The 13,177-nt window shown below is 65.7% G+C and carries 11 protein-coding genes; 7 read left to right on the forward strand and 4 right to left on the reverse strand.

Features of this window, described 5'->3' with window-relative positions:
• Positions 1 to 65 precede the first annotated feature (65 nt).
• Positions 66 to 983 (reverse strand): D-hexose-6-phosphate mutarotase, encoded by a 918-nt coding sequence (locus tag P8H27_RS06585; RefSeq protein WP_289635919.1) that lies wholly within the window; start codon positions 981 to 983, stop codon positions 66 to 68.
• Between the two features lie 192 nt (positions 984 to 1,175).
• Here P8H27_RS06585 and P8H27_RS06590 point away from each other — a divergent pair, with 192 nt between their 5' ends.
• The 4 genes from P8H27_RS06590 (at position 1,176) to P8H27_RS06605 (ending at position 5,604) form a co-directional block, all read left to right on the forward strand.
• On the forward strand, positions 1,176 to 2,321 hold the full coding sequence (locus tag P8H27_RS06590) for an efflux RND transporter periplasmic adaptor subunit (RefSeq protein ID WP_289635920.1): 1,146 nt from the start codon (positions 1,176 to 1,178) through the stop codon (positions 2,319 to 2,321).
• Entirely contained in the window at positions 2,318 to 3,013 is a 696-nt protein-coding gene (locus P8H27_RS06595; protein ID WP_289635921.1) for an ABC transporter ATP-binding protein, read from the forward strand. The genes P8H27_RS06590 and P8H27_RS06595 overlap by 4 nt, the downstream gene beginning before the upstream one ends.
• The gene (locus P8H27_RS06600; protein WP_289635922.1) at positions 3,000 to 4,214 is read left to right on the forward strand and encodes an ABC transporter permease; all 1,215 of its coding nucleotides are present in this window, start codon (positions 3,000 to 3,002) and stop codon (positions 4,212 to 4,214) included. Before P8H27_RS06595 ends, P8H27_RS06600 begins: the two co-directional genes overlap by 14 nt.
• 193 nt (positions 4,215 to 4,407) lie before the next feature.
• Positions 4,408 to 5,604, forward strand: coding sequence for an ABC transporter permease (locus tag P8H27_RS06605; RefSeq protein WP_308446818.1), 1,197 nt, complete (start codon positions 4,408 to 4,410; stop codon positions 5,602 to 5,604).
• 57 nt (positions 5,605 to 5,661) lie between these two features.
• Here P8H27_RS06605 and P8H27_RS06610 read toward each other — a convergent pair whose 3' ends face one another.
• Together P8H27_RS06610 and P8H27_RS06615 are read right to left on the reverse strand one after the other, a co-directional pair.
• On the reverse strand, positions 5,662 to 7,038 hold the full coding sequence (locus tag P8H27_RS06610) for a TRAP transporter large permease subunit (protein WP_289635924.1): 1,377 nt from the start codon (positions 7,036 to 7,038) through the stop codon (positions 5,662 to 5,664).
• Positions 7,031 to 7,576 (reverse strand): TRAP transporter small permease subunit, encoded by a 546-nt coding sequence (locus tag P8H27_RS06615; protein WP_289635925.1) that lies wholly within the window; start codon positions 7,574 to 7,576, stop codon positions 7,031 to 7,033. The genes P8H27_RS06610 and P8H27_RS06615 overlap by 8 nt, the downstream gene beginning before the upstream one ends.
• Before the next feature lie 190 nt (positions 7,577 to 7,766).
• Here P8H27_RS06615 and P8H27_RS06620 point away from each other — a divergent pair, with 190 nt between their 5' ends.
• Positions 7,767 to 8,867 (forward strand): TRAP transporter substrate-binding protein, encoded by a 1,101-nt coding sequence (locus P8H27_RS06620; protein WP_289635926.1) that lies wholly within the window; start codon positions 7,767 to 7,769, stop codon positions 8,865 to 8,867.
• Positions 8,868 to 9,041: 174 nt separating this feature from the next.
• Here the strand turns inward: P8H27_RS06620 and P8H27_RS06625 are convergent, their stop codons facing one another.
• On the reverse strand, positions 9,042 to 9,446 hold the full coding sequence (locus P8H27_RS06625) for an acyl-CoA thioesterase (protein WP_079203916.1): 405 nt from the start codon (positions 9,444 to 9,446) through the stop codon (positions 9,042 to 9,044).
• Between the two features lie 280 nt (positions 9,447 to 9,726).
• On the opposite strand from P8H27_RS06625, the gene P8H27_RS06630 reads away from it, so the two are divergent.
• The gene (locus P8H27_RS06630; RefSeq protein WP_289635927.1) at positions 9,727 to 10,695 is read left to right on the forward strand and encodes a PstS family phosphate ABC transporter substrate-binding protein; all 969 of its coding nucleotides are present in this window, start codon (positions 9,727 to 9,729) and stop codon (positions 10,693 to 10,695) included.
• 181 nt (positions 10,696 to 10,876) lie between these two features.
• Positions 10,877 to 13,162, forward strand: a complete 2,286-nt coding sequence (locus P8H27_RS06635) for an ABC transporter permease subunit (protein WP_289635928.1) — start codon at positions 10,877 to 10,879, stop codon at positions 13,160 to 13,162.
• Positions 13,163 to 13,177: the final 15 nt, after the last annotated feature.

The raw sequence follows: 13,177 nt of genomic DNA on the forward strand, positions 1-13,177 counted from the left end.
GTGGCGCCCGGCATTCTGCTTGCGAGCCTGGTCTGGCTCGCAAGGCTGGGGGCATTGTGGGCCGGTCAGTCCGTTATGGGCTGCGCCCACAGGCTCAGGCTGAGCCGATGCTGTGCACCCGGAGCCAGTACCAGCAGATCATTCAGCACGTTGGCGTGCTCGACACAGAGCATGCCTTGCCAGGCGTCTTCGGCGCATTGCGAGAGGCGCCGGGCCTTGTCGATCCAGGGGTTCCACAGCACCGCCGAACCTGAACCGCTGCTGTGCAGGTGGATGCGCCGTTGCCAGACGGGATCGACGATGCTCAGCTGCGCCGGGGTGTCCAGGTAGATGCGGTCGGTTTCGCCGTGAAAGCTCAGGGTGTCGCTCTGTTGCCGTTCCAGCCAGTTGTCCAGGGTGTCGATGTAGCGACAGCCCCTGAGTCCCTCGACACGTGCCTGGCGAATATCGCCGACGGCGAAGTAGCTGTGCAGCGCCTGGCTGATGGTCAGGGGGGTATCGCCCAGGTTGCGATTGCTGAGTTCGAGGTGGAGCTGATCGTCAAGGCGGATGCGCAGCTGCAGTTCGGCGGCGTGTGGCCACTCCGTCTGCGGTTGTTCGAGGCTGTTGAAGACGAAGTCGAGAATCACGCTGTGATCCTGGCAGTCGATGCCCAGCAGTTGCCAGTCGAGACCGCGCACCAGGCCGTGAGCCGGCACCAGGCTGCCGCCCCGGTACAGCGCCTGCACCGCTTGCGGGTTGCGCCGCAGGTCGCCGAACCAGGGCCAGCACAGCGGCACGCCGCCGCGCACACTCTGGCCTTGCTTGAATTCGGCCTGTTCGCTCAGCCAGATCAACGGCCGTTCGCCATCGCGCTGGTAGCTGAGGATCTGCGCGCCCTGCTGGGCCACCAGCAGTTCGGCGTTGGCGGTGCGCACGCGCCAGCAGGCCAGTTGGTTGATTTCCACCCGCTCGACCTGCGGGCGTTGTTCGGCACCGTTCATGGCTGCACTCCTCGATTGCGTTGACCGAAAGTGTGAACCGCTGTGCCGGCAAAGGCCAGAGCGCGCCTTCCCCGGACTTGGCGCATTGTTGCCCGGTTCGCCCCGTGCGAGCCGTCTTGTCGGAGTTGACCGGCCGTCACGAGGAGAAGTCCGACTGACTGCTAGGCTTTATGCCAGTGAGGAGAGGCGGTGATGCGCAAGATTCTGATGGCTGTACCGCTGTTGCTGGGCGTGGCGGCGGCGTTCTGGTGGTGGAGTCGGCCGCAGCCGCTGCCGGTGCGTCTGGTCACGGTGACGCGCGGCGCGGTCGAGACCCTGGTGGCCAATACCCGCGCCGGTACGCTCAAGGCCTGCCGGCGTACCCAGTTGTCGTTCAACCTGGGCGCTCAGGTCAGCGAGCGCCTGGTGGAAGAAGGTCAGCGGGTGGCGGCCGGTCAGGTGCTGATGCGTCTGCGTCAGGACGAATTGCAGGCCCGCGTGCGCGAGGTCGAGGCGCGTCTGCAGGGGCAGGGCAACCAGCGCCAGCAGCGTTGCCTGCAGGCCGAGCTGGAGCGGCGCGACCACCAGCGCCTGGCGCGCCTGCAAGAGCGCCAGTTGGTGGCCGCCGACCGGGTCGATCAGAGCGCCACCCGCGCGCGGCTGTCGGCGTTGGCCTGCAGCGCCGCCGCCATGGCGATCGGCGAGACCGAGGCGAACCTGGCCCTGCAGCGCGCGCTGCTCGATCAGGCCACGCTGCGTGCGCCTTTCGCCGGGATAGTCGCGCAGATCAACGGCGAAGTCGGCGAGTTCGTCACCCCCTCGCCGCCGGGTATTCCGACGCCGCCGGCGGTGGATCTGATCGATGACAGCTGCCTGTATGTCGAGGCGCCGATCGACGAGGTGGATGCGGCGCGGGTCAAGCCGGGCATGCCGGTGCGGATCGGCCTGGACGCCTTTCGCGGCGAGCATTTCACGGGCCAGGTCAGCCGCATCGCGCCCTTCGTGCGTGACCTCGAACGCCAGGCGCGCACCGTCGATGTGGAGGCGCGGTTCGACCCGATGCCGCTGGATGTGGCGCTGCTGACCGGTTACAGCGCCGACGTGGAAGTCATTGTCGAGCAGCGCCCGCAGACCCTGCGCATTCCCACCGAGAGCCTGCTGGAGGGCGGCCGGGTGCTGCGTTATGACCCGACGGCGGGGGTGCTGCGCGAAGTCCGCCTGCAACTCGGGCTGGCCAACTGGCGCTGGAGCGAGGTGCTCGATGGCTTGAACGAGGGTGAACGGATTCTCGCCAGCCTGGAGCAGGACGGCCTGGCCGACGGGGTGGCGGTGATTGCCGGGGATGAGGCCGCGCCATGATTCGCCTGAGTGCGGTCAGCCGTTGCTTCGTCCTCGGCGATCAGCAGGTCAAGGGCTTGGACGCGGTGGATCTGCAGGTCAGCCCCGGCGAGTACCTGGCGGTGATGGGGCCGTCCGGCTCCGGCAAGTCGACCCTGTTGAATATCCTCGGCCTGCTCGATGCGCCGGACAGCGGCGAGTACTGGTTGAACGGCGAAGCCACCGCGGCGCTCGACGAGAACCGCCGGGCCGAACTGCGCAGCCGCCACATCGGCTTCGTCTTCCAGTCCTATCACCTGATTGCGCGCCTGACCGCCCTGGAGAACATCGAGTTGCCGATGCTCCTGGCCGGGCTCGAACCGGCCGAGCGGCAGCGGCGCAGCGCGCGCCTGGTCGAACGGCTGAACCTCGGCGACCGGGTCAGGCACCGCCCGGCCGAGCTGTCCGGCGGCCAGCGCCAGCGGGTGGCCATCGCCCGCGCCATGGTCATGCAGCCGGCGCTGCTGTTGGCCGACGAGCCCACCGGCAACCTCGACAGCCATTCCGGCGCCGAGGTGGTGGCGCTGCTCGAGGAGCTCAACGGCGAGGGCCTGACCCTGCTGGTGGTGACCCACGATGCGGCCATCGGCGGCCGCGCGCGGCGGCGCCTGAGCATGCGCGACGGGCGGATCATCGACGACCTCCGCCAGGAGTCCGGCGATGCGCGCGGCTGACGGCCTGGGGCTGATGCTCGGCGCCCTGGGCGGGCACCGCTCGCGCAGCCTGATGCTGCTGTTGGCCATGGCCATCGGCGTGGTCGCGGTCAACCTGCTCACCGGCCTGGCCGAAGGTGCGCGGCAGTTCGTCATCGGCGAATTCTCCCTGCTCGGGCGCAACACCCTGATCGTGCTGCCGGGGCGCAAGGAAACCACCGGCGGCATGCCGCCGATCACCGGGCTGGCGACCCGCGATCTGACCCTGGGCGACGCCGAGGCCATCGGCCGTCTGCCCAGCGTGCGCCGGGTCGCGCCGCTGCAGGCCGGGCAGGTCGAAGTCAGCGTCGGCAACCGGGTGCGCGAGGCCTTCACCCTGGGCACCAGCCACGAATTCTTCGCCATCCGCCAGCTGAGCGTGGGCCAGGGGCAGATACTGCCGGCGCTGGCGCTGGATCAAGCCGAGGCGGTCTGCGTGATCGGCGCCAGCCTCAGGCGCGAACTGTTCGGCACGCGCCCAGCGTTGGGCGAGTGGCTGCGTGCCGGCGACCGGCGCTTCCGGGTGGTCGGCATTCTCGGCGAGCGCGGCGAATCGCTGGGCATGGACTTCGGCGAGATGCTGATCATCCCGGTGGCCAGCGCCCAGGTGCTGTTCAACCGCGAGGGGCTGTTCCGGGTGTTTGCCGAACTGCGCGGCCCGCACTTTCTCGCCAGCGGCAAGCGGCAGATCCTCGAGACCCTCAAGGCCCGTCACGAGGGCAAGGAGGATGTCACCCTGATCAGCCAGGACAGCATGCTGGCGGCGTTCGACGGCATTCTCGGCGCCCTCGGCCTGGCCCTGGCCGGAATCGCCGCGATCAGCCTGCTGGTGGCCGGCATTTTGATCATGAACGTGACCTGGATCGCGGTGAACCAGCGCACCGCCGAGATCGGCCTGCTCAAGGCCCTGGGCGCGCGACCGGCGCAGGTGCGCCTGCTGTTCGTCGGCGAGGCGGCCCTGCTGGCCCTGCTCGGCGGCTTGATCGGCCTGGGTCTGAGCGAGGCGTTGCTCTGGCTCGGCCGCCAGTGGTGGGAGATTCCCCTGCAGACGCCGGTGTGGGCCCGCGCCGGTTCGCTGCTGCTGGCGCTGTTGGCGGCCCTGCTGTTCGCCTGGCTGCCGGCCAACCAAGCGGCGCGCATGGAACCGCTGGCGGCGCTGCGCCCGCCGGGGGCACGGGCGTGAAGACGCAGAGCGCTTGCCTGGGAGCGGCGGGACACCTGCGATGTTTTTTTCGTACCGTCTGTTTTTCGCGGGCATGGCCCGCTCCTACGGGTTTCGGTGGCGCGGGGGCCGAGCTGAACCGCGGTATACCTTGCGTAGGAGCGGGCCATGCCCGCGATGCTCTTGCGCCTGTGGCGTGGGATCAGCGGCCATGATGCGCTGGCAGGATGGCTTCAAACTGACTGCCACGACCCTGATCAGCCGACCGTTGCGCAGCCTGCTGACCCTGCTCGGGGTGGCCATCGGCATCGCCGCCGTGGCGCTGCTCACCGCCATCGGCGAAGGCCTGCGGGTCTATGTGCTGGATAACTTCTCGCAGTTCGGCACACGGATCATCGCCGTGCACCCGGGCAAGACCCAGACCGGCGGCCTCGGCGGCATTCTCAGCAGCGTGCGCCCGCTGAGCCTGGCCGATGCCGCTGCCCTGGGCCGCCTGGCGCATGTCGACGCGATGGTGCCGATCATTCAGGGCAGCGGCGACATTCAGCACGGGGTATTGAGCCGGCGCAGCGACATCATCGGCAGCGGCCACCAGTTGGCCGAGAGCTGGCGTTTTCGCCTGGCCCTCGGCCAGTTCCTGCCGCCGGCCCGCGACGGCCGCTCGCCGCCCTATGTGGTGCTCGGGCACAGGTTGCGCCAGGAGCTGTTCGGCAGCGCCAGCCCGCTGGGCGAGGCGATTCGGGTCGGCGGCGTGCGCTTTCGGGTGATCGGGGTGATCGAGGAGAAGGGCCAGTTGCTCGGCTTCGACCTCGACGACATCGCCTATATCCCGGTGGACTGGGCGCAGAGCCTGTTCAACCGCGAGGGCCTGATGGAGATCAATGTGATGTTCAATGCCGGGATCGGTTCGCGCGAGCTGAGCGAGCGGATGCGTCAGCTGTTGATCGAGCGCCACGGCCGCGAAGACTTCAGCCTGACCACCCAGGACGACATGCTCGCCAGCCTGGATCGCATCCTCGCTACCCTGACCATCGCCGTCGCCGCCCTGGGCGGCATCTCCCTGCTGGTGGGGGCGGTGGGCATCCTCACCATCATGACCACCACGGTCGGCGAGCGCACCGCCGAGATCGGCCTGCTGCGCGCCATAGGCGCGACGCCGCGGCAGGTGCTCGGGCTGTTTCTCGCCGAAGCGGCGTTGCTGTCCCTGGCCGGCGGGGTGCTTGGCCTGTTGTTGCTGGGGCTGTTGCTCGGCGTGCTGGCCCTGAGTCTGCCCGGCCTGCCGCTCAGCCTGGCCCCGGGGTTTCTACTGCTGGCGCTGCTGCTCTCGGCGCTGATTGGTTTGTTCGCCGGCATAGCGCCGGCGCGCCGGGCGGCGCGCCTGCATCCGGTGGATGCATTGCGCAGCGAGTAACGCGCCCACCAAAAAGGCCAGCGCTTGCGGCTGGCCTTGGTCGGGTCGCGGTGCGGCTTATTTGCCGTAGATCTGTTCCGGCAGCCAGGTAATCAGGCCGGGGAAGATGTAGGCAATCACCAACAACAACAGCTGGATCAGGATGAACGGCAGCACGCCCTTGTAGATGGTGCCGGTGGGTACCGACTGGGGCGTGACCCCGCGCAGGTAGAACAGGGCGAAGCCGAACGGCGGGGTGAGGAAGGAGGTCTGCAGGTTCAGGGCGATCATCACCCCCAGCCAGACCGGATCCAGACCCATGGCCAGCAATACCGGGCCGACAATCGGCACCACCACGAAGGTGATCTCGATGAAGTCGAGGATAAAGCCGAGCAGGAAGATCACCGCCATCACCAGGAAGAAGGCGCCGAGTACCCCGCCGGGTAGCTGGGCGAAGATGTCCTCGATCATGACCTCGCCGCCGAAGCCGCGGAACACCAGGGAAAACAGCGAGGCGCCGATCAGGATCAGGAACACCATGGCGCTGATTTCGGTGGTGCCGTAGGCCACTTCACGCAACTGGCCGAAGTTCAGCTGGCCTTTGTACAAGGCCAGCAGCATGGCGCCCAGCGCGCCGAGGGCGGCCGCTTCGGTGGGGGTGGCGTAACCGGCGAGGATCGAGCCGAGCACCGCGCCGATCAGCAACAGCGGCGGCAGCAGCGCGTTGATCAGCTTGCCCCACTCGATCGGGCCGAGTTCTTCCTGGGGCAGCGCCGGCAGCTTCTTCGGTTGGAAGATGGCCACGCCGATGATGTAGAGGATGTACAGGCCGACCAGCAGCAGGCCGGGCAGCAGTGCGCCGACGAACAGGTCGCCGACCGAGACGGTTTTCGGCGAGAAGATGCCCAGCTTCAACTGCGCCTGCTGATAGGCGCTGGACATCACGTCGCCGAGCAACACCAGCACGATCGACGGTGGAATGATCTGCCCCAGGGTGCCGGTGGCGGCCAGGGTGCCGGTCGCCACGGCCGGATCGTAACCGCGCCGGAGCATGGTCGGCAGGGCCAGCAGGCCCATGGTCACCACGGTGGCACCGACGATGCCGGTACTGGCGGCGAGCAGCGCGCCGACCACGCACACGGAAATCGCCAGGCCGCCGCGCAGGGTGCCGAACAGCCGCGACATGGATTCGAGCAGGTCTTCGGCGACCCGCGATTTCTCCAGCATCACCCCCATAAACACGAACAACGGCACCGCCAGCATGGTCTGGTTGTTCATGATGCCGAACAGGCGGTTGGGCAGGGCGCTCAGGTAACCGCCATCGAAGGTGCCGGTGAGCATGCCGATACCGGCAAACAGCAGGGACACGCCACCGAGGGTGAAGGCCACCGGGTAGCCGGCCATCAAGGCCGCGCAGATGCTGATGAACAGCAGGATCGCCATTAACTCAACCATGCTTCACCTCCGGCCCAGGCAGGCGACCGCTGAGGATGTAGGCGGATTTGATCAAGTCGGAGATTCCTTGCAGCACCAGGCTGAACACCAGCACCAGGATGATGCTCTTCTGTAGATAAACGAACTTCAGACCGCCCGACTCGCTCGAGCCTTCCAGGGTTTTCCAGGAGTTGCCCACGTAATCCCAGCTGCTCCAACCGAGGAACAGGCATACGGGGAGGAGAAACAGCAGGTTGCCGAAAATTTCCACCAGCGCTTGGCGGCGGGGGCTGAACCCCTGGTAGAAAATATCCACGCGGACATGGCCGTTGCGCTGCAACACCCAGGCCGCGGCACCCATGAATACCAGGGCGTGGGCGTAGAGAACGGCTTCCTGCAACGCCGTGGCGCCAATGCCGAAGCCATAGCGCAACACCACCACGGTCGCGGTGCCGATCACCAGAAACAGGGTGAGCCAGGCGCAGGCCTTGCCAAAGCCGGCATTGATCGCGTCGAGCAGGCGCGCTAAGCCGAGCAAGGGAGGGGGACGATTCGACATGGCAGATCCTTATTGTTATAGCCAGCAAAGCCCGTGATTCTAGGCGGGGGGGTGATTGCGTCGCAACCGGCAGTACTACGTACGTAGTCGCTACGCTTGAGGGGTGGAGAGTCCTGTGATACTCAACATATAGCTGAATACCGGCGATCCCGGTGCTCAGATCATTAGTACAACAACAAGGAGTTATTACATGAAGCGTCGTCAGATTCTCGCGGCAGCGGGCGTAGGCCTTGCCGCCAGCGCATTGGCCGGTTGCAATAAAGAGGCTGAAACTGCCGCCAAGCCCCAAGAAGGTGCGAGTAGCGAGACTTTCAACTGGAAGATGGTCACTTCCTGGCCGAAGAATTTCCCTGGCGTTGGTGTCGGTGCCGAACGCTTTACCACGCTGGTCGATGAGATGAGCAATGGCCGCCTGAAAATCAAACTTTATGCGGCGGGCGAGTTGGTGCCGGCACTGGAAGTGTTCGATGCGGTTTCCCGCGGTACCGCCGAGATGGGCCATGGCGCGCCTTACTACTGGAAAGGCAAGGTGCCGGCTGCGCAGTTCTTCTGTGCCCTGCCGTTTGGCCCCAACGCCCAGGAAATGAATGCCTGGTTGCACAAGGGCGGCGGCCTCGAGCTGTGGGAAGAGGTCTACAAACCCTTCGGCGTGCTGCCGATGGCCTGCGGCAACACTGGCGTGCAGACTGCCGGCTGGTTCAACAAGGAAATCAACAGTGTCGAGGACTTCCAGGGCCTGAAAATGCGCACCCCGGGCCTGGGCGGCGAAGTGCTGACCAAGATGGGCGGCACCGTGGTCAATATGCCGGCCGGCGAGATCTTCACCGCCATGCAGACCGGCGCCATCGACGCCACCGAGTGGATCGGCCCGTACAACGACCAGGCCCTGGGCCTGCACAAGGCGGCCAAGTACTACTACACCCCGGGCTGGCAGGAGCCGAGCGTGCTGTTCGAGCTGGACATCAACATCAAGGCCTGGGAAACCCTGCCGGCCGATCTGCAAGCCATCGTTCGTGCGGCCGCCCGCGATGTGAATGCTGACATGCTCGATGACTATGACGCGCGCAACATGGAAGCCCTGGAGCAACTCAAGGGCGAGGGCGTGGACGTCCGCCGCCTGCCGGACGAGGTGCTGGCCAAGCTGAAAGAAGTGGCCGCCGAAGTGGTCGACGCCTCGGCCGCTGCCGATCCGGCGGCGAGCAAGGTGTGGGCGCAGCAGAAGGCTTATCTGCAGCGTCTGTACGACTACGCCGAAAGCAACGAGAAGGACATCTACAACATCCGCGGCTGACTCTTCGCGCAAGAAGAGCGCGCAACTAGAACGCCGGCTCTCGAGCCGGCGTTTGCGTATCTGCTGTCCGGTTTTTTCGCGCGGAGAAGGCGTAGGTGATGGTTCGGTAGGATGGGGCGGGCTGCGCTCGACATCCTACGGTTAGCAGCCCGCAGGAGGGATCGAGTTGTGGCCTCAGCGGCGTGCCGGTACCGGACGGGTACGGCCGCTGCCGTCGATGGCGACGAAGACGAACACCGCCTCGGTAACCTTGCGCCATTCGCTGGACAGCGGGTCGTCGCTCCACACCTCGACCAGCATCTGGATCGAGCTGCGACCGATCTCGAGAGCCTGGGTGTAAAAGGACAGTTGCGCGCCCACGGCGACCGGCACCAGAAAAGCCATGCGATCGATTGCCACCGTTGCCACGCGGCCACCGGCGACCTTGCTGGCCATGGCAGTACCGGCCAAATCCATTTGCGATACCAGCCAGCCACCGTAGATGTCGCCGAAACCATTGGTTTCGCGTGGTAGCGCGGTGATCTGTAAGGCCAGATCGCCTTGGGGTATCGGATCATCCTGTTCGAAGTCGTCGTTCATCTCGAGTACGGCTCGCGGCGCGGTTGTTGTTATGGCTACGCAAGGGCTGCTTGCAGCCGCCTGCAGGCCCGCAAGGGTGCGGGTTTGATGAGTATACCGACTGAACGGTCGCTGAGCGACCATGGCGCTTGGCCGCTCGCCCGGCAAGGTTCGGCATGGCCGGCGGCGGCAAAGCGCCCGGCATTCATCTAACTGTCACATTGATTTCATAGATTGGTCACAGGGGCTGCAGATACTTGGGCTCGTTCAATTCAACCCTGAATTCTGCTAGGAGCAAGGCATGAAACTTAAGCGTTTGATGGCGGCCATGACTTTCGTCGCCGCTGGCGTCGCCGCCGCCACTGCGGTTGCCGCTGTCGACTCGGCTCTGCCGACCTATGAAAAGACCTCCGGCGTGTCGGGCAACCTGTCCAGCGTCGGTTCCGACTCGTTGGCCAACCTGATGACCCTGTGGGCGGAAGAGTTCAAGAAGAACTACCCGAACGTCAACATCCAGATCCAGGCCGCCGGTTCCTCCACCGCGCCGCCGGCGATGACCGAAGGCACCGCCAACATGGGGCCGATGAGCCGCGCCATGAAGGACAGCGAGATCCAGGCCTTCGAGCAGAAGTATGGCTACAAGCCGACCGCTATTCCGGTGGCCATCGATGCCCTGGCGGTATTCGTGCACAAGGACAACCCGATCAAGAGCCTGTCGATCGAGCAAGTCGATGCGATCTTCTCCAGCACCCGCCTGTGCGGTGGCGCCAGCGACATCAAGACCTGGGGCGATCTGGGCCTGAGCGGCGAGTGGGCGGCCAAACCGCTGCAGCTGTTCGGGCGTAACTCGGTGTCCGGCACCTACGGTTACTTCAAGGAAGAAGCGCTGTGCAAAGGCGACTTCAAGGCCAACGTCAACGAGCAGCCGGGTTCGGCCTCCGTGGTGCAGTCGATCTCCAGCACCCTGAACGCCATCGGTTATTCGGGCATCGGCTACAAGACCTCCAGCGTGCGGGCTGTGCCGCTGTCGAAGAAAGGCGGCGAAGCCTTCGAAGCCAACGAAGTCAACGCCTTGGCTGGCAAGTTCCCGCTGGCGCGTTTCTTCTACGTGTATGTCAACAAGGCGCCGAACAAGGCCCTCAGCCCGCTGGACGCCGAGTTCGTCAAGCTGGTGCTGTCCAAGCAAGGCCAGGAAGTGGTGGTCAAGGATGGCTACATCCCGCTGCCGAGCAAAGTGGTTGAGAAGACCATGAAGGAACTGGGCCTGTAAGCACCCGGTTGTACTGGCAGGGACGCCAGGTGGGTAGCGACGCCCGCCGCTCGGAGAGAGCGGCGGGCGTCGCTTTGTCAGCGTGCTGTAACTTTTCTGTCACACAAGCCGGCTAGATTATCCAGCCTGTGCCACGAATGAAATTACGGCGCGCTCATGGCCGCGCAGAGACGCTCTTACTATGAATGACCTGGCTCGTGAAACCGTGACCGCCTCGCCCAAGTCCCTGAGGCTGGACTTCAATACGCCGGCCTTGCTGCGCAAGCGGCGCCTGCGGGCGCTGAAGGATCGCCTGGCCCGTTGGGCTGTCTCCATCGGCGGCCTGGCGGTGCTGGGCGCCATTACCCTGATCTTCTTCTACCTGGGCTATATCGTCTTGCCGATGTTCCAGGGGGCCGAGCTCGCGGCTCGCCAGCCGCTGCAGCCAGCCTGGTTGGCGCAAGCTGGCCAGCCATTGCTGATGGCGGTGGAGGAGCAGAACCGGGTGGCCATGCGCCTCAATGACCGCGGTCAGGTGCAGTTCTTCGATGCCGAGAGTATGGCCCTGCTGAACGTGGCAACCCTGCCGCTGCCGGCCGATAGCCGGGTCGTCTCGGTTGCCCAGGATCAGCCGGGCAGCAATCGGGTGGCCCTGGGGCTGTCCAACGGCCAGGTGCTGGTGTTCGAGCATGCCTACCCGGTCAGTTACCCGAACGACGTGAAAACCATTACTCCGCGGATCGAATACCCGTTCGGCGAAGCGGCGATCAGTCTCGACGAGCAAGGCCGTGCGCTGGATCACATAGGCGTCAGCCTGAACGGCGGCACCCTGCTGCTGGCCGGCTCCTCCGGCAGCGAACTGCAGGTGCTGAGCCTCGGCCGCGAAGAAAACCTGATGACCGGCGAGGTAAGCCTCAGCGAGGAGCGCATCGTCCTGCCGCAGATCGCCGAGCCGATCAAGGCGCTGATCGTCGACCCGCGCCATCAGTGGCTGTATGTGATCAACGGCCGCGCCACGGCGGACGTGTTCAGCCTGCGTACCAAGGCGCTGAACGGTCGCTACAAGCTGCTCAGCGATGGCGCCACCGACGTCACCCATGCCACCGCGCTGCTGGGCGGCATCTCGCTGATGATCGGCGACAGCAAGGGCGCCATCCAGCAGTGGTTCATGGTTCGCGACGAGGACGGCAAGCAGTACCTGAAGTCCATTCGTCGCTTCCAGATGGGCAACAGCGCCATCACCCAGATTCTCCCGGAAGAGCGGCGCAAGGGCTTCATGGCCCTGGATGCCAGCGGCAACCTGGGCATCTTCCACAGCACCGCGCACCGCACCCTGCTGGTCGAGCCGGTGGCCGCCGGGGCCGCCCTGGCCGGTTTGTCGCCGCGGGCCGACCGTGTGTTGCTCGAGGCGCAGGGGCAACTGCAGCGTCTGCTGATCGATAACCCGCACCCGGAAGTGTCCTGGAGCTCGCTGTGGGGCAAGGTCTGGTACGAGAACTACGATCAGCCGGATTACATCTGGCAGTCGACCTCGGCCAGCACCGACAACGAACCCAAGCTGAGCCTCGCGCCGCTGGCCTTCGGCACCCTGAAAGCGGCGTTCTACGCCATGCTGCTGGCGGCGCCGCTGGCGATTGCCGCGGCCATCTACACCGCCTATTTCATGGCCCCGGCCATGCGCGGCAAGATCAAACCGGTGATCGAGCTGATGGAAGCGTTGCCGACGGTGATCCTCGGCTTCTTCGCCGGCCTGTTCCTCGCCCCCTATGTCGAGGGCCACCTGCCGGGCATCTTCAGCCTGCTGATCTTCACCCCGATCGGCATCCTGCTGGCCGGTTTCGCCTGGAGCCGCCTGCCCGAGTCGGTTCGCCTGTGCGTGCCGGATGGCTGGGAAGCGGCGCTGCTGATTCCGGTGATCCTGCTGGTCGGCGTCGTGTCCCTGGGCATGAGCGGCCACCTGGAAGTCTGGTTGTTCGAGGGCAACATGCGCAGCTGGCTGAGCAATGACCTGGGCATCCCGTTCGACCAGCGCAACGCCCTGGTGGTCGGCCTGGCCATGGGCTTCGCGGTGATCCCGACGATCTACTCGATTGCCGAAGACGCGGTGTTCAGCGTGCCGAAGAGCCTGACCTTCGGTTCCCTGGCCCTCGGTGCGACGCCCTGGCAGACCCTGACGCGGGTGGTCATCCTCACCGCCAGCCCGGGCATCTTCTCGGCGGTGATGATCGGCATGGGCCGCGCCGTGGGCGAAACCATGATCGTGCTGATGGCCACCGGCAACACCGCGATCATGGACATGAACATCTTCGAGGGCCTGCGCACCCTGGCCGCCAACGTGGCGGTGGAAATGCCCGAATCGGCGGTGGGCGGCACCCATTACCGGGTGCTGTTCCTCTCGGCCCTGGTGCTACTGACGTTCACCTTTGTCATGAACACGCTCGCGGAACTGGTGCGCCAGCGTCTGCGCGTCAAGTACGCGTCGCTCTAAGGCTCTGGAAGGTAT

It is taken from the genome of Pseudomonas sp. sp1636 (assembly GCF_030376615.1).
Taxonomy (GTDB): Bacteria; Pseudomonadota; Gammaproteobacteria; order Pseudomonadales; family Pseudomonadaceae; genus Aquipseudomonas.